We start from the raw sequence: 25565 nt of genomic DNA, 5'->3' as shown, positions 1-25565 counted from the left end.
AAATATTTTAATCAAAAGTTGATAAATGAATTACCTTCCCAAAAGCCCATAATTTCAATTATGGGTCTACGAAATACCAGTTCCAATTATATAATCTTAGGTGAAGAGGATATATGAAAAAGTGAATATTTAACCCTATATTTAAGTACTAGCAGGAAGAAGAGAATTCTTCTTTTGGTAAGAATTAAGAGTGAAGAAAAATGGTTCTTGTTGTGGTGCAGTGGACGTTGCAATGCAACATCCCTACAATGGCATCCGTCATAAAGGATATTCTACCAAAATTTGAACGTATATTGACTTGGCGTTGAATTAAAATGCTATAAAGGACCATTTTTTCAAAACCACTTTATGGACCATAATACGATCCATTTTTTTTCATTCTTAGTATCAATTTTAGCAAACATAAATAACTGCAAACTATGAGCATGAACACCGTTCTTTATAATGTTAAAGAAGAAGAACTATCTCAAATCATCAAAGATCCTCAGCTCTTAAGAGATCACATGAGCGACTATAATGATCTTTCTTTGGACACCTTATGGCAAGGGGTTATATTTTTTGTATTTAAAAAAGATCTACGTTCTTGTCTTAATGATGAAATTCTCCCACTTTATGGTCTGCTTGGACACAATAATTTAAAGATCGATCCTGATTTAGGGTTTATAGATATGAGTTATTCTCACTCTAATGAAGTAAAGCTAGCTTATAATTATTTGAAACAACTTGATATTGAGAAATTAAAAAATCAAGTCACACTTCAGGAGTTAAAAAGCAATAATGTCTATCCGACTGACCTTTGGGAAAATGAGAGCGTTATTAATAGTTTAAAAAATAATCTCAATTGGCTGATCAATTTCTATAAATCTGCTTCTGAAAAATCAGAGTCAGTGATTGTGGTTACTTTCTAATCGTTTAGCTTAGGGGAAGAAAGAATTTATAACTTCTCCAAGTCCTCTACAGGAATACCTGTAATCTTAGAAATGGTGGTTAGAGATATTCCTTCTTTTTTAGATTCTATGGCGATTTCTAATGCTTTTTTTCTTGCTTCATCTTCCCTTACCTTAAATTCTGCCTCTGCTTTTAATGTAAAAAGTCGGCTTGCTTCGTCTCTAAGATTCTTCAAGTGGATTTTATATTTTGCCTGTTCATCTGCTGAAAGGTTGTCTACTCTCAATATTTCTTTTGCTTGTAGTAATCCTTTAGCCTTAAAATCCTCTTTAATTTCATTGTTCTTAAAATAATAAATCCATTCATCCAATGTATCTCTAGCGATGTCATCAAATTGATTTACTTTCACAACATAATATTCAGGAAATAAATCTGAAGGAGTTGTTTTTCCACCTAATAGCATTTTTTGTTTTGCTGATAATTCTAAAACATCTTTTTGATGAATACCTTCAAAATGAGTCCTACCGTGATATACATAATCCTCTCCCTGACCTAAGTCAAAATAAACGATATTTACAGAATATACTTTCTTAACTTGTTTGTAAGAATCTCCTACTGTTATATACTCTGTTACGGCCTTTGATGTACCGTAGATCATCCTTTGGAAATAATCATGTTCTAATTGGTTTTGGACCTCTATAATTACCAATTCTCCATTCTCATTTTTCACCAGAATATCAACTCGATTGTATTTATCAATTTCAATTTGCTGATTACTCTCACTTTCCAAGATACTTTCAATCTTAATATCCTCTTTCATGAGTTCAGATAAAAAACCTTCTAAAACAGAATAATCTGCTTTATTTCTTAAAAGGCGTTTCATAGCCCAATCAAATCGAATTAAGTTTCTGTTTCCCATTGAATTATTTTATTTATTTCCGTGAGGTAAAATTAAGCACCTATTTTTTCATAAGTACTAAGCCAAAAATAATTGATAATTATTTCTTAATTATTTTTTGTGAGTACGATGCTAAAAAACGTATAAATAATGGTTCTATTTAAAGTTTTTTGAAAGAAGTAATCGCAAAATAATAATAAGAATTAGTATTAAATAATTTTGTCTTGGTACTTATTCAGCATTTAGGCATAAAAAAACCCACTGAGAGACGCTTTTCTCAGTGGGAGTATATAGAACCAACTTGTATAGGAACTATACTGTAGCCGGCTCTTTCTCGAAAATCGATTCTAAGATTGACATGGCAGCCTCTCTACCGTCCAATGCTGCAGTAACCACAAGGTCAGCACCACGAACAGAGTCTCCACCTGCAAATACACCTGGCACAGATGTTTCGCCTTTCGCATCTGTTTCAATCGCACCCCATTGGTTCGTCTTCACACCTGCGTCAGTGATCCATCCTAGTTTTTCATTGCTGAAACCTAATGCTAAAATAAACACGTCAGCTTCAACAATTGCTTCTGAACCTGCAACTTCAGTCACAGCTTGACGGCCCGATGCATCTGGCTCAGAAAGCTCCATGTCTACGAATTTCGCTCCGTAAACATTTCCTTTATCATCTGCTACAAAATTCTTAGGTGATTTTAAGAAATTGAATTCTACACCTTCGTCTTTTGCGGCTCTTACTTCTTTACGGCTACCTGGCATGTTTTCTTCGTCACGACGATAGAAACATGTTACCTTCGCAGCTTTTTCACGGATTGATGAACGTACACAGTCCATTGCTGTATCACCACCACCGATTACTACTACACGCTTTCCAGTTACATCGTATTTCTTATCGAATTGTTGCTCATCGATTTTCTTTTGGATGTTAGTCAAGAAAGGTACTGCCATATAAATGTTGTCAGAGTTGTAAGCCTCATCGTCTAATTGACGACCTGCCATTGCTCCGATTCCTAAGAATACCGCATCGTAGTCTTGGTTTAATTGCTCTAATGTTACATCATTTCCGATGTCCACACCCAATTTCAATTCCATACCAGCTTCTTGTAACAATTCAACTCTACGCTCAACTGCTGCTTTCTCTAGTTTGAAACCTGGGATACCATACGTCAATAAACCACCTGCTCTATCCGCTTTATCAAAAACAACTGGCTTCACTCCTGCTCTTAACAAGAATGTTGCACAAGAAAGACCTGCAGGACCTGATCCTACGATAGCTACTTTCTTACCTGTCATTTTCTCAGCAAACTCGGGCTTGAATCCTTTTTTGAATCCTTTCTCAGAGATTGCCACCTCAATAGAACCAATTGTGATTGCTCCAATTGTCTCTTCTTCGTTACCGTCATTCAAAGTACAAGCACCTTCACACAAACGGTCTTGAGGACAGATACGACCTAAGATCTCTGGGAACGGTGAACTTTCGTTTGAAATTTTGAAAGCTTGTTCTAAGTCTTTCTCAGCAATAAAACGAAGCCATTGAGGAATATAGTTACTTAGAGGGCAACCTACTGATGAACAATATGGGTTACCACATTGCACACATCTACTTGCTTGTGAAGCAGTTTCAGATGTAGAGTACACCTCACTGATTTCATTAAAGTTCCCTACTCTTTCATCTGCAGGACGAAGTGTAGGTGTAATTCTTTCTATTTTAGTGAATTCGTACATATCGTTTTCTTTTAAAAGGTATCAGAATGTGGTGGCCTTTTCAGACCACCAAATCATTTAAGTACTAGGCAAAAAGTAAACGGATGATTCTAAGTAATTGTTTTTATTTTAATTCAATCTGAAATTGATCGAAAGGTCAAAATAGAAACATAAAACGTCCGACTACGTTCAGCCTTGCTCTTAGTTGCCCTCCATTGGGTTCAATGGAGATTTCATATCTTTTGAAGTCACCATGTAGAAGTAACGTACTTCTTCACGGAAGTGATCTAGGATATGTTTTGCTTTCGTAGAACCTGTACGGAACAAGTAGCTACGTAAGATACGCTGTAAGTAGAAACGTCCTTCGTCTCCCTCATCCGTATCGATACGAGTAGCTTTGATCAACTCTTGGTTCATCTTGTCGATAAAGCGGTTCGTCTTGTCATAAACAAACGCGACACCACCTGTCATACCAGCACCGAAGTTGTTACCTGTTTCACCAAGGATAACTACAGTACCACCTGTCATGTATTCACATGGGTGATCACCTGTACCTTCAACAACAGCAAGGGCTCCAGAGTTTCTTACGGCGAATCTTTCACCAACTTTACCTCTTACGAACAACTTACCACCTGTTGCACCATATAAACAAGTGTTACCTGCTAATGAGCGACCTTCAGACTCACCATCTCTTGGTGTGATGATGATTTGTCCTCCACTCATACCTTTACCTACATAGTCATTACCTGTACCTCTTAATGAAAGCAACATACCATGACTCAATAAACAACCAAATGATTGTCCTGCAGTACCTTTTAAGTTGATTGTGATCAATTCTTTTGGTAAACCTTTCTTACCGTGGAATTCCGCAATCTGACCAGAAATTCTAGCACCGAAACTACGGTTAGTGTTCACAATCTCTTTGTTCAAGACAGTTCTATAATGAGGTCCTTTAATGACTGGCATTAATTCCTCTAGAATGTTTTGCTCGAATTCGTTTGGATCAAATGGATCGTTAGAAGCTTTTTCTCTGATGTTTTTACCTTCTGCATAGTAAAGAACATCTTTGAAGTCGAACTTCTGAGCGAACTCATCTTCAACCACTTTTAATAAGTGAGTTTGACCGATGATTTCATCCATTGATTTATATCCTAATTCTGCTAAGATCTCTCTTACTTCCTGAGCCATTGCTTGTAGGTATGAAACCACACCTTTAACAGTACCCATGTAGTAAGCTCTCAATTGCTCAGATTGAGTTGCGATACCCACAGAACATTTGTTCAAGTGACAAACTCTTAAGATTTTACAACCGATCGTCGTTAATAATGAAGTACCAAATGCAAAGCTTTCTGCACCGATCATTGCACCTTTTACAAGGTCAAGACCTGTTTTCAAACCACCATCTGTTTGTACTTCTACAAAGTCACGAAGACCGTTTACTTTCAATGCATTGTGTGCCTCAGCTAAACCAAGTTCCCAAGGGTTACCTGCGAATTTGATTGAACCTAATTGCGCTGCACCAGTACCACCGTCAGCACCTGAGATAATGATCTTATCTGCATATGCTTTAGCAACACCTACTGCAATCGTACCTACACCGGCAGTTGATACCAATTTCACACAAATACGTGCTTTAGGGTTCACTTGCTTTAAGTCGAAGATTAGCTGTGCTAAATCCTCAATTGAGTAGATATCGTGGTGTGGAGGAGGCGAGATCAATGTCACACCTGGAATTGTACATCTTAGTGATGCAATCAATGGAGTAACTTTAGAACCTGGCAACTGTCCACCCTCACCTGGCTTCGCTCCTTGTGCTACTTTGATCTGAATTTCTTCAGCATTTCTTAAGTAGTGTGGAGTTACACCAAAACGACCAGAAGCGACTTGCTTGATCTTAGAGTTTTTGATTGTACCAAAACGAGCTGGATCTTCACCACCCTCACCAGAGTTAGATTGACCACCGATTTGGTTCATTGCTTGTGCTAATGCTTCGTGTGCCTCAGGTGAAATTGAACCTAATGACATCGCAGCAGAAGTAAATCTCTTTGTAATTGCCTCGATTGGCTCTACTTCAGAGATATCTATTGGTTGACGATCTGATTTGAATTCAAAGAAGTCACGAATCATACGTAAACCTCTATTGTTGATTTGATTCTTCAGATCGTTGTAATCCTCTTCTCTACCTGTTACAGCAAACTTACGGATTGATTTTGCTACTGTTGGAGCAAAGTCATGGTATTCACCATTTTCAGCATACTTGTAGAATGACCCCACTTCCAACGGATACATCTTCTTGATATATCTTGTTTTGAAAGCCGCCTTATGGTAAGACTTGATTCTTTCTTCGATATCTGCAAAATCTAAACCTGGGATCAACGCTTCAGATCTAACGAAACATTGCTCAACGATTGCGTTACTTAAACCAATTGAATCGAATAACGATGAGTTTTGGTAAGACTCAATAGTTGCAATACCCATTTTAGACATGATCTTCAATAAACCAGCGTTTAAGGCTTTTTGCACTTTGATCAATGCTTTCTTACGTGACATGTAAGAGTTAGCACCAATGTTTTCTGCAATTTGAAGAGCAGTACCAAATAATAAGTAAGGATAAATACCTGTAGCACCCATTGCAAGTAATACTGCACAAGAGTGTGAATCATGTGCTTCACCTGTAATTGCGATGATAGACACTTTAGATCTTAATCCTTTTTTCGCTAAGTAATTACTTACATAACCTACTGCCATTGGCATAGGGATTAAGAATTGTTCTTTAGATAAAGAACGATCATCTAACATTACATTCGCAACATCCTCGTCTCTAACTGCTACTTCAATTTCTTCACCTAAACGGTGTAATGAAGCTTCTAAGTCAGAAGTGAATGCCGTGCTGAATGATTTTGAGTTGTATTGATAGTCATACAATGAATCTCCTTCAGTACCGAATCTTCTTAATACGTCGAAGTGTTCGTAACTTAAGATTGGAGACATTGACTTCAAACGATGAGCGTTCATCGGTCCATCAATCAATACGTTATTATTTCTACCGAAAGTAACTGAAGTTGACATTACCATCTTCTCACGAAGTGGGTCAATCGGTGGGTTCGTTACTTGGGCAAATTTTTGACGGAAGTAATCCGTGAAGTTTCTTTGTACTTTACTGAAACAAGCTAGTGGCGTATCATCACCCATTGAACCAGTATCTTCTTTACCAGTTTCAATCATTGGACGAATCACTTGCTCTAATACCTCATTTGTGTAGTTGTGGTATCTTTGCTTGTCTACAATGTCATCATATCTGTAGTCTTCCATTGACAAGAAGTTCTTGTCAACGTGCTCCATTAGATAAGCACTGTTTTCGTGAATCCACTTACCCCAAGGGCGAGCTTCTTTCAAGTAAGTATTGATTTCGTCATGCTTTAAGATAGTTCCATAACGTAAGTCAATACCAATCATTTGACCTGACTGAAGTTTACCTTGTTCTTTAATGTTAGGCTCCTCTAAATCGATTACACCGTACTCAGAACTGATAACAATTCTATCGTCATTAGTCACAATATATTTTGCTGGTCTAAGACCATTTCTATCCAAAATACATGCTAAGTGACGACCATCACAAAGGTTCAAGGCCGCTGGACCATCCCATGCTTCGAAGTTGCTTGCCGCATACTCGTAGAATGATCTTAATTTAGCATCCAAGTTTGGAACGTTTTGCCAAGGTGCAGGCACTAATGAACGAGCCGCTTGGAAAAAGTCCATTCCTGAAGTAACAAGGAATTCAAATGCATTATCTAAAGATGCACTATCTGAACCACCTGGTACTAGGATAGGGAAAATTCTGTCTAATTCTTCTTCTGTAAATACCTCAGACTTCAATACTTCTTGCTTAATAGAGAAGTTGAAGCGGTTGGCTTGGATGGAGTTAATCTCACCATTGTGCGCAAGGCATCTGAATGGCTGTGCCAATCTCCATTGAGGTAATGTGTTTGTAGAGAAACGTTGGTGGAATACTGCAAACGACACTTCGAATTCTTCTTGACCTAAGTCTTCGAAAAGTTCTTTAATATGCGTCGGCATTACCAAACCTTTGTAAGAGATCACTTTTTCTGAGAAAGAAGGGATATAGAATCCTTCATCCAATTTTAAAGCGTGCTCTACTTCTTTTCTTGTTAGATATAAAAGCGCTGAGAATCTTTTGGTAGACATCAATGCATTTGGTACTACAAATGCTTGAACAATCTCCGGTAATAGTTCAAATGCTTGCTTTCCTAAAACCTCTGTATTTAAAGGTACCTTTCTAAAGAATAGTACTTTTAAATCGTTTCTTTCACAGTATTCTGCAAATACTTCCTTTTGCTTTTCAGGTTCCGTAAGGAACATCATTGCCACTGCATAACGTTGCGGTAGATCAATACCGTTTAATTCTGCTTCTTTACGCATGAAGCGATCAGGCATTGAAAATAAGAATCCACTACCGTCACCACTCACACCATCTGCTGCAATCGCACCACGGTGAATCATACGTGACAAAGCTTCAATAGCGTCTAAAGTCATTTGCCTCGAAGGATTCCCTTTGTAGTTGGCAATCATACCAAAACCACAATTGTCCTTAAAGGCGGTTAATCTGTGTTCCATAATAAAGCGTCTTCCGATTTTCGATAATTGTTGGTCTTTGATAGTCGGTTTGTTAGCTGTAGAATAAAATATTGCAATATATCAAGACTAACAGTATTGATACATTCAAGTAATTCCGACAATCGTATCAAAGTTTTCCGTTCACAACACTTTCAAATATAAGAGTATATTTTATTAATTCATCAAAAAAAGTGGCTTTTCTATGAAAATTTATCATTAATTGATTATTCTTTCACAAAAGAACGTATTGGCGTTATATATATAACAGCAAACGCTATGAATAAAAAATTGTACTTTTTACGCTATATTTTCAAATATTAACTTTATTAATTACCCCTCTTCTTCTAACAATGCAACATAATTATCCTTATCTAAAAGCGTAATAGTAGATCGGGTATAATCCAGTATATTCATTTTTTTATATTTGCTCATAGATTTTGATACCGTTTCTCTTGAAGTGCCTATTAGTTTAGCTATATCATTTTGAGAATAATGATGCTTTACTGTTTGTTCATCTTTAAAGTTACCTTCAAAAAGATCTTTCACAAATTCCAATAATCGTAACTCCGCATCTTTGCAAACAAGAATCTCCAAACGTCTTTCAATCTTCTTTACTCTAAGGCCAATCAGCTTATAGATATAGAGTCCAAAGCGTTCATTTTTTCGCATTAGGTTTTGCATTTTATCTATTGACAACAGACATAAAGCAGTATCATTTCCTTCTGCTATGGCATATTCTTCTCTTTTATCTTGTCCTAATAATACTTTCTCCCCAAAGATTTCCCCCTTAGATAAAATCATCTTCACCATTTCTTCTCCATCGGCATTGTATTTACAAAGCTTCACCTTCCCTCTGCTCACTAGAAATAGTTTCTGTTCTTCATCCTCTGGAAAATATATAATATCGCCTTTTTTAAAGAGTAAACCGTTTTTCTTAAAATAGTTGTCTATTTTAGTTGGGCATAAGATTGAATAGAGATCAAAATTATGCATTTCCCAAAATTCTTGCATATTGTTAATTGATTGAATTCAGATAAGTAATGAGACTTTTTTCAAGTAAGATTTAAGAAAAATGGTTTTTGTTATGGTTCTTGATCCACAACACATACCACCTTCACTCTTACCTTTAATAAAGAAGCTCATTTTTTATTTCTATGTACTAAGTACTTAAGTAATCGTTTTTATTAGTCGTAATAATAAGTAAAAACTTACAATATAAAAGACTACTCTTATTACTTGTGATTACTTTCTCTTTATAATAAAGTACAAAAAAAGGTAGCCGTTTCAAATATAACTGACTACCTTTTTATGATCTATGATTTGATTGGTGGCTCTATCATCTTAAAGAGCTCATAATCGTAAAGTTCTTTATCCATCAGATGGGATGGTGAGACATTTTTAATAGAGTTAAAAATAATCTCTGTTCTATCTGGGTAATTCTCTTCCCACTCCCTCAGCATACTTTTGACCATCTTCCTTTGCAACTTGGGCTGTGAACCACATAAGTTACAAGGTATAATAGGGTATTCTCTTAATTCTGAGAAAACTTCAATATCAGATTCTTTACAATACGCCAATGGACGGATGACAACATGCTTTTGATCATCTGTCTTATAAATAGGCGGCATTGCTTCCAGCTTTCCACTGAAAAACATATTTAGCAAAAATGTTTCTACAATATCATCTCGGTGATGCCCTAATGCAATCTTTGTAACTCCTAATTCTTCCGCAGCTGTATATAATGTACCTCTTCTTAGGCGTGAACATAAACTACACATCGTCTTCCCTTCACCCAACTTCTCAGTTACGATGGAGTAAGTATCTTTATTCAGAATTTTATAATTAACCCCTACCTTCTCTAAGTATTCCGGTAAAATATGCTCTGGAAACCCAGGTTGCTTCTGATCTAAATTAACAGCGATAATCTCAAAGTCATACTTTTTTGTACTTTGAATATGCATCAGAATATCCAACATAGTATAACTATCTTTTCCACCCGATAAGCAAACCATCACTTTATCACCGTCTTCTATCAATTTATAATCATCAATAGCTTTCCAAACATTTCTATGCAAGCGTTTTTGAAGTTTCACTTGCTCAGGAGTAAATTCTGCTGTCATTTTAAATCTTGAAATTTTGGCAAAGTTAATGGTTTGGTTAGGAATGAGGTGAAGAATTGGGAAATTATTTGGAGGGAATTAAGGATTATTGAATTTAGAGGGAATAAGAAAATAGAATTAATTTAGAGAAGAAATTGATTTTATTTCAATTTCTCAACTTCAAGGATAGATAATCCTGTAGCTTTGACTACTTGCTCTAAGGACAAGCCCATCTGGATCAAATTTTTAGCGGTTTCAATAGCCTGCTCTTTTTTTCCTTCTTCCTTCCCTATTTCCTTGCCTTTTTTCTCCCCAATTTCTCTTTCTTTCAAAATCGCTTCCATCTCTAAAGTTCGCTCTCGGCTTGCTTCTTCCATAAGGTTGACAATGTGTTTTTTGTAACTCACTTGCTCAGATTTTGACATCTTATCTACTTTCAAAATTTCTTTGGCTTGTTCTAGTCCCTTCGCTTTAAAATTATCTTTAATTTCGTTGTTTTTAAAGTAGTATATCCACTCATCAAGGGTATTTCTGGCTATATCATCAAATTGATTGACTTTGATAATATAGTATTCTGGAAATAAATCTGATGGTGTCTTATCTTCTCCTAAAAAGACTTTCTGTTTGCCTGATAATTCTAAACCGTCATTCTGATGAATACCTTTAAAATTGGTTTTGCCATGATAGATATAATCAGCACCTTGCCCTAAATCAAAATATACAATATTGACAGAATAAATTTTCTTGACATGATGATAGGGTTCGCCAACAGATATGTATTCGGTGAGGACTTTCGATGTACCATAAAGCATACGTTGGAAATAATTGTATTCCAATTGGTTTTGAACCTCAATAATAACGTATTCTCCTTTTTGGTTTTTCACTAAAATATCGACTCGATTGAATTTATCTGAAGCCGTTTCTTGGTTTCCTTCACTCTCCAAAATACTATCAATAGTGATGTCTTCCTGCATTAATTCAGAAAGAAAACCTTCTAAAACTATATGATCTGCCTTATTTCTTAAAAGGCGTTTCATCGCCCAATCAAAACGTATTAAATCATTCTTCATAATAGCTCATCTTTTTTGAGGAAATGATTGTATTTCCAAACGCAAAGTTAAGCATAAAAATACTTCTATTTCTTGTCAAGAAAATAATATTTACTCGAAAAAAGGAAAGTGATTTTTCTTATAAACCTGCTTGATTGAATGTAAAGTTTGTTTTAAGTTGGTAATTTCAACAATTGACAAGTTCTGAATAACGAACCTTTACCTACTCTTCTTTTGGTTTCTAGTTATAAGTTGAAAACTTATTCAATTGACTAGTTCCGAGTGACACTAGTGCTTAACACTTGGAACAGTGGGAAAAATCCTCCCAAAAGCCTATTATTTCAATTATGGGTCTACGAATCATTTTTTTATTCTATTGCTTACAAAAAATAAAGGCAGCGAAATGCTGCCTTTACTCCTCATTACTAACTAATAGGTTATTTAATATTGAAGTACCAATACAAGAATAAACGAACTTTCTAATGAAGAATGGAAAATTAAGGTTCTAGTTGCAGTTTAGTGGACGTTGTATTACAACGTTTCTATATTCTACTTTCAATTTTTTGTAGAATATCATTTATGATGGATACCGTTAGAGGGATGTTGCATTGCAACGTCCGCTGAAGCATCATAAAAAAAGCACTTTAAGAACCACGACACGGTCCATTTTTCTACATTCTTAATTCTTCATTAAAAAAGTTGAATAACTTTTTTTCAAGTACTTATCTACTGATTATTGGATCTGGATTACCATCAGGGTCGTTATTTACAGTGCCAGAAGTTTTTGCACTTCCTAGTAGATAGACGCCTGCAGCATGTGGAGCTGCCATTGATGTACCATTATAAGACGCGTAACGTCCGCCAGGAACTGTGGATAAGATATTTACCCCTGGTGCACACCAATCAACTGGTGATCCATAGTTAGAAAATGAAGCAAAGTTATCGTTGACGTCTGAAGCTGAAATTGTATAGACATTAGGGCCATTTGCTCTTGCAGGCGAAACATTATTTGCGTTTTGAGATTCGTTTCCTGCAGCTAAAATAAACTTTACTCCTGAAGATTGAGCTGCTGCTTGTACCGTTTGATCGAGGTCTGTATTACCGCCTCCGCCTAAGCTTAAGTTCGCAACATCTCCAGGTCGACCGTTGGCACCAACAAAATCAATACCTGCAATGATACCAGAGTAAGAACCGCTTCCTCTAGAATTCAACACTTTTACAGGGACAACTGTAGCGCCTGCTGCTACACCGATTACACCGATACTGTTATTGATTGCACCAATTGTTCCGGCAACGTGTGTACCGTGACTGTTATAATCATCCAAAGAACGACCATCTCTTCCATACCAAAATGCGTTAAACCCTAAAGATGCATTCACATTTAAGTCTGGGTGATCAAGGTCGATACCTGTATCCAAAACATAAGCTACACTGTTACCATTATAACTTACTCCTCCGTTTACACGGTTGATTCCCCAAGGGGTAGTTTGAGAAGAAGAGACTGTAACTTGGTTTGTACTTGGCTTGTCAAGCGTGATTATTTCATCTTTTATAACTCTTAACACTCTTGGATCATTACTAATTTGATCCAATGTCGACTTGTTATAGATTTTAATAGAAAAAGCATTAAGAACGCCACCATAGATGTTATGAACATCAAGGTTTGGAATCTTGTATTCCATAGCAAAACTGTTTGCTTCTACCGTCATCATTTCTTGTCTTTCAAGATACGTGAATTGGGATTTTCGAAGATTGGAATTTGGACTTTCCTTTAAAAAAACGACATAGTTGTCTTCGACAATACTAAGCAAATCTTGGTCGTTAGTTTCATTTAGAGTGATTTCTTCGCTGGTTGTACAAGAAATCATATACATGCCAATGAGTAACATGTAACTGCGTTTAATAATTGAATTAATCATTTAATTGTGTTTTAGAATATGGAAGTTAGTAATGAGATTGTTGTGCCAGCAATGTTATGATAATATTTTCAAATTAAAAAATCATTGGGTTTTACTTCCATTCAAAAAATAGAGCTACCACAAAGTATAAATCTAAGAATAGTACAATTTAACACAATAAACAATGGTTATTTAATATTCTTATCATCTCTTTCATTCTTATAATTTATTAAAACTGTTATAAAATGATGTTTCAATTTTAGGGAGTTATCATTAAATTAATTTTAACACATTTTAATATTTAAAAACCCATCGATGTTCAATGTTATAGCCAACACAATATCAGATATATAATACAGTTAGTAACACTAAATGCAACAACCTTACTTTTCATTATAAGGTTTTTAGATGTTTTTTAGGAGGCATTTATAGAAGGTTCTCATTGAACATCTACAGTGCCTCCTATTAAAAATTATTTCTCCAGAACAATTAAATGCTTTGTCAATAGACTAATAATTCACCACTATTTTCTGTGCTTTACCAACCTGTCCCTTTTCATCAAAATGGTTCAGATAATAAATTCCTGAAGGAAGATGTTTCAAATCTACAGTGTACTTATTTCCAGTAAATGATCCTTCTCCTACTTGTCTTCCTTCCAGTGTTGTCAGCACCCATTGGCAATTCAGCAATGTTGTAGGGCAACTCACAGTGATTAAACCGGATGTTGGGTTCGGGTAGACTTTCATTTCAATATCAGTAGAAGGGTCATTACTTGTCACGTTTTTAGGGTCGGTTGATACTAAATGAGAGACATCCCTTCTTATGGCTTGGAAAATTTCTTTGGTGTTATTATCCTGTACAAAGACGATTACTTCTGCCTTATCGGTGTCATAAACTTGAGGATTGTCCCAAGCCACGGTGAAGATCTCCTGACTTCCCGGCGACCAACTTCTACCAAAGAAACTGGTTCCTTCTGCTCCAGGTGCAGGACTCATCGACTTCATTACACTATGATGTGTAAATACACCCTCACTTACTTCTACCCCAAATATCTCCGTTTCAACAGTGACCACATGGACTACAATTTCTGATGAATCTGCCGAGAAACTACCATTTGAGGTTAACGTAACTTGAATTTCATCTGGCTCTGAAGGGTTGGGCAAACTAATACTGATATCAAATTCAGGGTCTAACAATGCTCTTTTGGCAATAATATTCTGATAGTCATTGATAAAGTCTTCGGTATGTCCGTTAAAGCCATTACCGTCTATAATAGTACTTGGAGCATCAGTGATACCATAATAAAATCTTCGCCCACTTGATGGCTCTGGATTATCAATATTTAAAGAATCACTTCTTCCATCCACTTTAATATGGTAATTAATGGCTAAGACGTCTAAATCAATCGTATTCAGTACGGAATCTAAATCTGGTAATTCTCTACTATCTTCTTGTTGCCCAGCATTGGTCATCGTTTCCACAACCACTACTTTCTGACGGTTTCCTATAAATACATTATCAATAGATACCCCTTCATCTTCAAGGTCTGAGTTTGATTTAAATGCAAATCTCAATCTTAGATGCTCTTCTCCAATAAACTGATCTAAATTGTGACGGATAGATCTATTTTCTCTAAATATACCTCCCGATTCTGCAGTATTACCGGTCCATCCTTTTGAATCTGTACTACTTCCGCCTACCTGACTACCAGGGTCTGAAAGGATATTTGAACTGTTGTACCAATTAATAGGATCATTTACATCTCCGAGTACATTCCATGTTTGGCCTGAATCAAGTGAATACTGTAAGGTCACACCATCAATATGGGCTTCTGCATCCAACTGCATATCAAAAATTATGGCAGGGCGACTTAAACCTGATATATCAAAAGAAGGGGTATTGAGGTAAGAATCTTCACTTACATTATAGTTGGTGGTAAGATTGGTAACCCACACTTTGGTATCAGTGATAATATTTTCACCTTGTGCTACGCCGTGTTCCCAACTTGACGCTGTACCTCTTGGCACCCAGCCTCCATCGGTACCATTGAAGTCTTCAAAGTACTGATCTTCTTCATTGGTAAGATAAACTCTTGGAATAACGTAAACTGATTTGGAAACTACTTTAGAACAACCTCTTTTTGTGGTAACAGTCAAATCAACATTATAAGAACCTATCTGATTGTATCTATGTGTGATATTTCCGTTAGAATTAGAATTCGCATCAATCATTACATTGGTTCCATCTCCAAAATCCCACTCCCATGATGATAAAGTATCAAAATCTACCGCAGATGACATTTCTTCAAATTCCATATCAGTTCCAAATTCTGATATTTTCCATTCAAAGTCAGCTTGAGGAGGTGTACCTATAAACACACTTTTAGAAGTAGAAATTGTTGTACAACCTGCATTGGTTTCTACTGTTAAAGTCACCGTTTTAAAGCCACTAGTAGTGAACGTATGTTCATATGATGCAGCTGAATCAGCACTTGTAATAAATTTAGAGCCTTCACCTGCACCAAAATCAAAGAACCAACTTGTAATAAATGTTGAATCTTCGGTAGTCGTCAAATCTCTGAACTGCACCACTTTGGTATCACAGAACACTTCATAATCAAAGTCTACTTCTGGGATATCGACAATGGTAAAGTTTCTTTCCACATAATTCACACAGCTATTTTCATTGGTATAAGTATAGCGTACGGTGTGGTTTCCTAAAGGTGAATTTTCTAATACTACTTCATTATTTGATCGTATTAATGCCCCTGTTGAAGAGGTTAGCACGCCTCCCGAAACTGTGGTAATCACCAATGGATTATCATCACTCTGACAAAACACCTGCCCTTCTTCAATACCGAATAAATCAAAAATTGGCAAAGGATGAATGACAATATCCAACTGAAGTGGCTGTCCTTCACAACCTAAATGTGCATCTGTGACATAATAGGTATAGGTTGTGGTTTCAGTGACCACTGTAGAATCTGTCGGTGTAAAAGAGTTGGTATTTCCAACAACATTCGTTAGAGACGCATCAGAATACCAAGTCACATCTTCAGCTATACTTGATACAATCATGGGCTGCAACACATCTCCAGAACAATAACTTAGAGTTGCTGCCACTGTAGGAATATCAGGTCTTCTATTGATGGTCATGGTCACTTCTGTGGTATCACTCTCACAGCCATTTACGGTTTGAGTAATATAATATGTTTTGGTATAGTCCTGTAAACTGTTAGGGTCAGGAGGTGTAAAAGAAGTGTTGGTAGATACAATACTTGACAATTGATCATCATCATACCATCTTATATTACTTCCTGATGTTACTGTGATCGGCTGAATTTCATCGCCTGAACAATATACAGGGCTTCTGTTATCAACGATTGGTTTTGATGGAGTTGGGTAGACAGGAATATCCACTTTTGTGGCTAAACTACTACAACCGTCAGGTGTGATTTGAACCACCCAGTAATTAATGGTGTCAAGCGTTGCGAAGCTAGGTGCGTTGATGCCTGGGTCAAAAACTTGATCAGTAGAAATTCTTAATGTCAAACCTTCATCTGTATACCACTCAAAGTTCGCATTACTTTCCCCTGAAGCTGTAATGGACTGGATCATATCGTCTTCACAATAAGGTGCAATCGTTGGGACTACTGGAGCTTCCGGCAATGCATTAATGGATATATCTACCTGACCTACTGCACTTTCACAACCATTCAGGGTACTTGTTGCATACAAACTAGCCACAGAATCTTCTGACACTACTGAAGAGAATGTAGGTAGATAATTATTTCCCAATCCAAGTTGTGTTGTTTTTGAAGCATCAGAATACCATCTGATATTTACACCAGTAGCTATACTCAAATTTGGCAATGGATCTCCACTACAAATAAGTGCAACCGGATTGAAAGTTGGAGCATCAGGTGTTTTGAAAATGGTCAAGGTGGTTGATGTTGCTCCTCCTTCACAGCCGTTGGTAGTTTCTGTGACATAATAAGTGACCGTTGAATCCGCCGCTACATTGGTATTTATTGCAGGGGTAAAACTATCACCAAAACCCACCTGATTGGTAAGCCCAGCATCTGAATACCACTTGATATTATTTCCCGGAGCGCCTACTGATAATGATGCAATGATATCTCCAGAACAATAAATTAATTGATTATTGACATCAAGTGAAGGAGCTAAAGGCCTTGGGTAAACTGGAATATCCACTTTATAGGCTGGGCTGATACAGCCGTCTGTTGCAATTTGAAGTACCCAATAATTCAAGGTATCTAAAGTAGGATAACTTGGTGCATTTTGCATTGGGTCGAAAGTGGCTGTAGTGGCTACTCTTGTCGTTAAACTTTCATCAGAATACCATTCAAAATTGGCATCTGTTTCACCTGAGGCTGTAATTGCCGCTAATGTCACACCTTCACAATAAGGAGATACCGCCGGGACAGTTGGTTCTGCAGGTAATGCATTGATATTGATATCAACGGATGAAACCACACTTTCACAGCCATTCAATGTACTAGTTGCATAAATAGTGACTGTAGAATCATTGACTACAGTTGTACCAAATGAAGGCAAATAGTTGTTTCCTGTTCCCAATAATGTCGTTTTTGAAGCATCCGCATACCATCGTACATTAGAGCCTGTAGCCACAGAAATACTTGACAGTGCATCGCCTGAACATACTAATGTTACTGGATTGTATGTTGGAGCGTCAGGTGTTTTGTAAATCGTTAATGTGGTAGATGTTGATGCTCCTTCACAACCATTTGTGGTTTCTGTGACATAATAGGTCACTGTTGAATCTGCTGATACATTTGTATTAACCGCAGGTGTGAAATTATCTCCAAAACCTACTTGATTTGTTAATCCTGCATCAGAATACCATTTTATGCTATTACCAGCTGTAGCAACCGATAATTGATTAATCACTTCACCGGAACAATAAACCAACTGATTACTTGCGGATAAGGTAGGTGCCACTGGCCTTGGATAAACTGGAATATCCACTTCTAAAGGTTCACTTTCGCATCCATCTGTTGCAATCTGAATCACCCAGAAATTCAAAGTATCTAAAGTTGGGAAGCTTGGTGCATTCATCATAGGGTCATAAGAAGCGGTAGTAGCTTCCAAAGTGGACAGTGTTTCATCAGAATACCACTCAAAGGTTGCTCCTGTTTCACCACTTGCCGTCATGGATGTTATCACATCTCCTTCACAATAAGGTGAAATGGCAGGAACTGTAGGTGGAGAAGGGAGTGCATTAATATTAATATCAACAGATGAAGTGACACTTTCACAACCGTTCAATCTACTTGTAGCATAAATTGTAACTGTAGAATCATTGACAACATCAGTAGCAAAAGAAGGTAAATAGTTATTTCCCGTACCTAATAAGGTAGTGGCTGAAGCATCAGAATACCATCTTACATTAGAACCTGAGGCGATACTTAAACTTGATAAAGCATCACCTGAACATAATAATGCTACAGGATTGAATGTTGGTGGATCTGGTGTTTTATAAATGGTCAAAGTAGTGGAAGTTGGCAACCCTTCACAGCCATTTGTAGTTTCTGTAACGTAGAAAGTGACTGTTGAATCTGCCGATACATTTGTGTTGATGGCAGGGGTAAAACTATCACCAAAACCTACTTGAGTGGTCAACCCTGCATCAGAATACCATTTTATACTATTGCCTGGAGTAGCCACTGACAGTGCGGATATTGAGGTCCCTGAACAATAAGTAGTCTGATTAGATGCTGATAAACTTGGAGCGGGTGCTTTTGGATAAATCGTAATATCAATTTTTAATGGAGCAGAAGTACAAGACTCTGCATTGGTCTGTCTTACCCAATAAGATACTGTTGTCACCGTAGACACCGTTGGTGCATCGGCTGGAGTGAGTGTATTTGTAGAACTCAATATGGTAGAAAAAGAGGCATCTGCAGACCATGCAAACTGTGCTCCTGTTACACCTGAAACCTCTAAATCACTCAGTCCTGTATCTTGAGAACAATAAGACGGCACTGTAGAAATCAAAGTTGGAGCTATAGGCAGGGGCTTTACATATAATGTATCTTTCACCTCTCTTGTACAACCTTCTGTATTTTCATAAGAATAAGTAATGACGTGTGTAGAGTAATCACTTGTACTTGTTTCTCCTGCATTTGTTGCGGCAACTGAAGGACGGAAAAGTATGGTTCCATCCCCTTGGACTGCAAAACTGCTTGCACCAGTATCCACACTCCATGATACGCCTGTACCACTGTAAAGTACTCCCATTTGCATTGGTGTAATTCTCACATCTCCATCACTATAACATACAGAATCAGAGGCCGAACTTCGTGCTAATTCCACTTCATCATATCCATAAACTGAGACTGTTGAGTCTACAGAATTCACACATGAATTGCCATCTGTATAGGTAAATGTAATCGTGAAATCTTTATTCAAATCAAATTCATTTCCATTCCCCATTGAGGGAATAAAAGCACCTTTACCATTTCCATAACTGATAATTGCCCCTGCCATCGCGTCAGGTGAAGAGAAAACACCTGATGTGACATTGGAACCACCTGATTTTCCTTGTAGAAAAACGGTGTCGGCATCAAAACAGAAATCTCCATCATCAGTAGGTTCTATATAATCAAAACTCACTGTAGGTAATGGATTTACTGAAAAACTTAACATATCAGAAGCGGAACATCCATTACCATCTGTGTAAGTATAGGTCAATGTATGATTTCCTAAAGATAAACTTGAAGGTGATATTGTGATAGGACTAGAAGTGGGCACATTGGAATCAAGCTGGAATGTACCATCGGTAGTCAATGATCCATCTACATTGGCATCAACATTAAAATCAGCCGCATCAATACAATAATTCAACTGACTCATATTGATATCAGCCACGTGATTTTTTGTAACAGTTACTGCTTGTGAAACACTAAATTCCAAAGGTACTGGAAGTGTATTATCTCTATAAACCGCTGTAATTGTCACGGTTTCATCTTGTCCATCTGCGGTAGAAGTCACTACGGTTGATGGCGTAAAAGTAGATCCAGAAGGCACTCCCCCTCCAGATGTACCTGTTCCTTCAAAACGAATTAATGTATAAGGAGGAAGTCCACCCACAAATAAAGGTGTTCCACCAGGGATAGATAGAGCAACTGCTGGATCATCTTCACAATACAATGGGTTAAGATTGATTACACTTGAACCATCATATACTGTAAAAGAAACAGGGTCAACAATTTCACAACCGCCTTTTGTAATATGATAATTGACAACGTGCGTACCCTGCCCTGCTAAATTGGGATAGAATGTATTTTCGCCTGCTCCGCTTCCTGTGCTCACTACACCAGGACCTGAACAATAAAAATCTTCTCCTGCTCCTAAACCTGAAGCCGCCAATGCTACACCTGTTGATTGCTGATCACTATAGTTAGTAGTGGTTGGCGAAAGTGTATAACCACTAGGTACTGAAGGCACAGTGATTGTTGGTGTTGCAGAAGATGTAGAAGTACAATTTCCCGATGTTACTACTCTCCTAAAGGTGTAATTACCCGCGGTTGTCACACTAGTCAAGAAGTAGTTTTGTGATGTACCTCCTGATATATTGGTGTAGCTGCCTCCATTTAAACTTTGTTGCCATTGATAAGTATAGGATGCATCCCCTCCTGAAGGCAATGAACCTGCTACAATTAGAGGCTCGTTGATACAAACTAAAGTTCCTGTGGAGTTCGTCACCGTATTACTAGTTATTGATGGTGTTACCTCAAAAGTCAGTTCATTCGAAAAATCAGTACATCCTCCTGATGTCACTCTTCTTCTAAAAAGGTATGTGCCTGTTGAAGATATTGTTGGTGTATGTGTGTAGGCGTTGGATGCAGTGGAAAGGTTGGACCAAGAACTTCCTCCATTGGAGCTCATCTGCCATTGATAGCTATAAGATGAATTTCCTCCCGTTGGTGTTGTGCCTGTAAATACTAAAGTACTTCCACTAATGGAGGCACAATAGCCCGTAGCACTTCCTGAACTTATGGAGTTATTGGCAATATCTGGGTTAATATTGACTGAAATTTCATTTGAATTTAAAGGAATCCCTTCACTCGTCACAACTCTTCTATAGGTATAGACACCACTTGAAAGGCCAGATGTTTCTGTATAGCTTTCGCCGTAAGAATTTAAATCAGAATAAGTCCCTGCATCTTTTTTCCTTTGCCATGAATAAGAATAGGTCCCTGATCCTCCTGATGCTGTAACACCCGAAACGTTATATGTGTAGCTTTCTGAATTACAGTAATTTACAGTACCTGGAGCAGTAATAGTATTGGTCAAGGTAGGGAAAAACGTATTGGTTGAACTGTTGGTTGTTGTTGTCACGGCTGAGGCTGCATTCCCCGCTTCATCCACTACAGGTATTGAAAAACCGACATTGGTATAGGCTCCTGGTGTTGAAAATGTATTGGATGCCGTATAAGTCAATCCTGATTTTGATGGTGTTACTGTCACACCCCCTAATGTAACATTAAAGGAAGCCTGTAAATCTTCATCACTCACAAAAGTCAATGTAGATTCGTCTCCATTAGACACCATTGCCGTGTTATCTGAATTATCAGAAACGATAGTAACACTAGTTAAAGTTGGTGGCGTAATATCAATTTCTAAACTCACATTTGCAGTAGCTCCTACATTTCCATAAACATCAACCACATTGTACGTTAAAGTATGTGTTCCTTCTGATAAAGTACTTAAAGTCACACTTGCTGTGGTACCGCTAACTGTAACCCTTGCCACTTCTCCATCTAAACTACTACTCACAATAAGTTCTTTATCATCAGAATCATCCAAACTCGTAAAAGAATAGGTAGGTGTTTCATCATTGGTTTTATTATCACCTGTAGTACCTGAATCAGATCCGGCATCTAATGTAGGAGTTGTAAGAGTACTAATTGATACTACTTTATAATCTACATCAACATCATTGGATGGGTTAGAAACATTTCCAGCTACATCTGTGACAGTTGCAGAATAGGTATAAACAGCATTTGAAGTTAATGTAGTCGCTGTTACGTCTGTATCACCTGATCCATTACTAAAAGTACCTTCTGAACTCATTCCCACAAACAGTTCAATGGTTGTCCCTGCTTCACCCACTACATTTAAGACTGGCGTATCATCTGTCGTTTTCCCATCAGAATCATCACGTCCTGAATCAGAAGTTGATTTAAAAGTTAATACAGGATCTGATGGTGCACTTGTATCAATTGTGATCGATAATGCAGAAGAAGAAGCACCCTCATTTCCGGCTGAATCAATAACCATACACGTGATACTGTGGGTACCATTGGTTAAAGCATTTAATGTAAAATCGGCAGGGGTAGCACTATAATTAAAACGGCCTACTTCACCATCTATATCACTTTCAAAAACCAATTCATTTCCGGCTTCTACAGTAAGTGATGCCACATTGATTTCTGGTGTATTGTCATTAGTTATCTCATCTTCATCATCATCACCTGTATCACTTGTTGCTAGTAAATCTAAAGTGTTAGGTGTAGCAGGTGTTGAAGTATCAATGGTCACACTCACCGGTTCGCTTGTAAAGGTTAAATCTCCATTTGTATCTACACCGTAGGCATAAATTTGATGATCTCCATCTGATAATGTAGAAGTAACTAATAAATCTGCAGACCCTGTTGCGATTGTAGTTCCTATTGTTGTCAGCCCTGATTTTAAATAAATGATGTTAGTTGCTGTAGAGTTAATTGTAAATAATATATTGTTTAAACTCGTCACTCCATCGTTATTCAATTCACCTAAATCTGAGGCAGAACTCATAGAAAATGTTGTTACATCCGATTCTAATCCTGCACTTGTATCTATAGTATAGGTATCAGAAGAAGTGGCAGCATGTGGCATAAGGTGGTATTCTAAAGTGAATATTGTACCATCAGCATAATTATCACCAACATTCACATAAATTCTATAATCCGAACTTGGATTTACTTCTACAACCGTAATTTCACAACTTGATGTAACATCAGTAACCGTACCTCCTACATCTTCTGTCACTGTAAAGTCAGAAGAAGTAGGTGAAAGCGATGTCACTTCAAGGTCCCATGAGAGAATGACACTTTGAGTAGGAGAACTTCCAATTTGTGTAAATGAATCGACTTGAGCGTTTGCAACATTTACGACTAGGCACAAGCCTAATAAAAAGAAGAAGAGTATAGTGTATTTATTATTAATCATATCAAAGGTTCAACAGACTACCTAAACAATAAACAAAAAAAATCCTACCCATTAAATTTTCACCTCTATATATCAAACAGTTAGTTGAAATATAAATGTAAAATATTAAATGACTGCAATTGTTCTTTTGAATGTTAGGAGACTGATTATTTTAATTTAGTAGTAGTTCTGGTTTTCGTTAATATACGTGAATGAAAAATTAAGGTTTAACTTTTACAGTGACATTTCGTGACACCTTACATTTTAGCCTATTCTAAAAAAAGTCCAAGCTCTACCATTTTGAATCTGGCATTACTTGGACTTTCGGGGAGTAAAGAATCTTACTTTGTTCAAAACAGTTGAGTGTTAAAAACCGAGGGATGTTGGATTTCAACGGTACAACTGCCTGAAACACAATTTACATTTACCTGTTCGTCTTTTTGTTTATTAGTAAAGAATAATATAACACGCACCCACTAAGTATTGATTGAAATGTACATTAAAAAGTGGTGAAAGGGTGATTACAAAAGTTACTATCGTCAAGACTATCAATATTATTTTTGAAAAGTCATCTACTTCGAATCTAGTTAGTTTTCATTTATTTTAAGAACATGTTTGAAACATCTCTTTTAGTAAAAAATATATTCCAATCATGTTCTAATTGTTTTTGAATCACCTTCCCCCACTTTTTAATGTATTAAGTTTACTATTGAAATAGAAAGAATTTGGGTGTTTAAATATGTTACAGCCTATTTGATCTTTTCATTATTTTTTACCTCTGTGATTGATTTCATAACCATAGGAATAGTCATTTCCTGCCCCTGCATCTGAACAATACTTTTCCCTTTAACATTCAACTTAATCAAGGCATTATTCACCCATCCTGTCGTCTTATCTAATGTAAAGGTAGAATTCATAGTTCCTTCTCCCTCAAAACGAGTGGGTACTCCGTTCACTTCGTTGAAATCCTTTTTCTCTGGATCAGTGGATAGAATTGATTCTTCCTTTAGTACAACAGTCTCATCATTCGTTTCTGTGATCATAAATGTTCTTGACAAATCTGCTGTAATACCACCTTTAAGCGTAGAGTTGATTACCCATTTTTGTTTTCCTTCAACTTCTTTTGCTGGGTAAATTCCAAACATCAATTCTAAATTCGATTTCAACTGTTCTTGTCCATAAGATTGCTTCAATTGATTTATCATCTGCATTTTCTGCATTGCTGGAATCTCTAAAGGTTCTTTTTCTATCTCAGCCCAAAGCTTGTCCATATCTCTCACCTCTAACAGTTTGCCTTTGTCGCTCATTACAATCACAAAGTGATGCTGGGTCAGTAAGTTCAAAAATTTAGAGAGAGGATCAACTCCATCAATTGAGGTAAACGTCTGAATCTGCGGTCCCATTTCCAGTCCCAATATCAGCTTCTCAAAAGTTACTCTAAAAGTATAATTGTCTCCCTTTACATCCTCTAAGAGAAAAGATGTTTTACTCTCATTATCTATATTAATGTTCATTTCCTGACCATTTATAGTCTGTTGAAGCGCAATAGTATTGGAGGTATTCTGATAATATTTTTCTCCTTTTTGAAGCTTTAAGTTGGTTTGTGCCATTAATGAAAAAGGCAAAAACAACAAAAGTAATAATAGATTTTTCATATACATTGATTTCAAAATTTATTAGAATTGTTCATGTAAAAAACAAACAAGCAACTAGCCTATAAAATTTATATAATACCTAATTGACCTAAGTACTAAGCCAAAAATAGATGATAACTAATTCTGAATTATTTTTTGTGAGGACGATGCTGAAAAACGTATCAATAGTGGTTCTATTTAAAGTTTTTTGAAGGAAGTAATCGCAAAACAATAAACAGAATTAGTATTAAATATTTTTGTACTTATAGATTTAAAAGTCCATAAATCACAACCAAAAGATCGTATGCTATTTTAGAATTATTGATCAAATTTATCAGTGAGAAAATCTATAAGTTTTTGTTTTTCATGAACTACTCTATATAAAAGATTATTTCTTTAATTGAGCTTGTTTTTTGATACCCAAAAACATGAAGCTGTACAGCCTTTTTCCTGAGTTCCTCGTAATGAATGTTAATCATTTATAACTTTCATGTATTCTGTGTTTTACGTAAAATTATT

The 25565-nt window shown here is 36.7% G+C and carries 10 protein-coding genes; 1 reads left to right on the top strand and 9 read right to left on the bottom strand.

Annotation, left to right across the window (positions count from 1 at the left end):
* The first annotated feature begins 425 nt into the window (after positions 1-425).
* Entirely contained in the window at positions 426-908 is a 483-nt protein-coding gene (locus tag HHU12_RS23380; RefSeq protein ID WP_169659163.1) for a DUF1877 family protein, read from the top strand.
* A 26-nt stretch (positions 909-934) separates the two neighbouring features.
* Here the strand turns inward: HHU12_RS23380 and HHU12_RS23375 are convergent, their stop codons facing one another.
* From HHU12_RS23375 to HHU12_RS23335, 9 genes are all read right to left on the bottom strand, one after another.
* Positions 935-1807 (bottom strand): Rpn family recombination-promoting nuclease/putative transposase, encoded by an 873-nt coding sequence (locus HHU12_RS23375; protein WP_169659162.1) that lies wholly within the window; start codon positions 1805-1807, stop codon positions 935-937.
* 291 nt (positions 1808-2098) lie between these two features.
* A complete protein-coding gene (locus tag HHU12_RS23370) occupies positions 2099-3517 on the bottom strand; it encodes a glutamate synthase subunit beta (protein ID WP_169659161.1) in 1419 nt (472 codons plus the stop codon).
* 180 nt (positions 3518-3697) lie between these two features.
* Entirely contained in the window at positions 3698-8131 is a 4434-nt protein-coding gene (gene gltB / locus HHU12_RS23365; RefSeq protein ID WP_169659160.1) for a glutamate synthase large subunit, read from the bottom strand.
* A 330-nt stretch (positions 8132-8461) separates the two neighbouring features.
* Positions 8462-9142 carry a Crp/Fnr family transcriptional regulator gene (locus tag HHU12_RS23360; protein WP_169659159.1) on the bottom strand — a complete coding sequence of 227 codons (681 nt, stop codon included), beginning with the start codon at positions 9140-9142 and terminating at the stop codon, positions 8462-8464.
* Positions 9143-9444: 302 nt separating this feature from the next.
* Complete coding sequence (gene ttcA, locus HHU12_RS23355) at positions 9445-10251, bottom strand: tRNA 2-thiocytidine(32) synthetase TtcA (RefSeq protein WP_062617997.1); 807 nt, start codon at positions 10249-10251, stop codon at positions 9445-9447.
* A 140-nt stretch (positions 10252-10391) separates the two neighbouring features.
* Positions 10392-11300, bottom strand: a complete 909-nt coding sequence (locus tag HHU12_RS23350) for an Rpn family recombination-promoting nuclease/putative transposase (RefSeq protein WP_169659158.1) — start codon at positions 11298-11300, stop codon at positions 10392-10394.
* Between the two features lie 701 nt (positions 11301-12001).
* Positions 12002-13168, bottom strand: coding sequence for a S8 family peptidase (locus HHU12_RS23345; protein ID WP_169659157.1), 1167 nt, complete (start codon positions 13166-13168; stop codon positions 12002-12004).
* A 518-nt stretch (positions 13169-13686) separates the two neighbouring features.
* Positions 13687-23433 carry an Ig-like domain-containing protein gene (locus HHU12_RS23340; protein ID WP_169659156.1) on the bottom strand — a complete coding sequence of 3249 codons (9747 nt, stop codon included), beginning with the start codon at positions 23431-23433 and terminating at the stop codon, positions 13687-13689.
* Between the two features lie 728 nt (positions 23434-24161).
* The gene (locus tag HHU12_RS23335; protein WP_169659155.1) at positions 24162-25067 is read right to left on the bottom strand and encodes a DUF6263 family protein; all 906 of its coding nucleotides are present in this window, start codon (positions 25065-25067) and stop codon (positions 24162-24164) included.
* Between the last annotated feature and the right edge of the window lie 498 nt (positions 25068-25565).

The sequence above is a fragment of the Flammeovirga aprica JL-4 genome (assembly GCF_012844305.1).
Lineage (GTDB): Bacteria > Bacteroidota > Bacteroidia > Cytophagales > Flammeovirgaceae > Flammeovirga > Flammeovirga aprica.
This window is presented reverse-complemented; position numbering and strand designations above follow the sequence as displayed.

Coding starts and splice junctions, on each gene's coding strand:
- HHU12_RS23380 (WP_169659163.1), top strand. CDS start 426: ATGAACACCGTTCTTTATAATGTTAAAGAAGAAGAACTATCTCAAATC.
- HHU12_RS23375 (WP_169659162.1), bottom strand. CDS start 1,807: ATGGGAAACAGAAACTTAATTCGATTTGATTGGGCTATGAAACGCCTT.
- HHU12_RS23370 (WP_169659161.1), bottom strand. CDS start 3,517: ATGTACGAATTCACTAAAATAGAAAGAATTACACCTACACTTCGTCCT.
- gltB (WP_169659160.1), bottom strand. CDS start 8,131: ATGGAACACAGATTAACCGCCTTTAAGGACAATTGTGGTTTTGGTATG.
- HHU12_RS23360 (WP_169659159.1), bottom strand. CDS start 9,142: ATGCAAGAATTTTGGGAAATGCATAATTTTGATCTCTATTCAATCTTA.
- ttcA (WP_062617997.1), bottom strand. CDS start 10,251: ATGACAGCAGAATTTACTCCTGAGCAAGTGAAACTTCAAAAACGCTTG.
- HHU12_RS23350 (WP_169659158.1), bottom strand. CDS start 11,300: ATGAAGAATGATTTAATACGTTTTGATTGGGCGATGAAACGCCTTTTA.
- HHU12_RS23345 (WP_169659157.1), bottom strand. CDS start 13,168: ATGTTACTCATTGGCATGTATATGATTTCTTGTACAACCAGCGAAGAA.
- HHU12_RS23340 (WP_169659156.1), bottom strand. CDS start 23,433: ATGATTAATAATAAATACACTATACTCTTCTTCTTTTTATTAGGCTTG.
- HHU12_RS23335 (WP_169659155.1), bottom strand. CDS start 25,067: ATGAAAAATCTATTATTACTTTTGTTGTTTTTGCCTTTTTCATTAATG.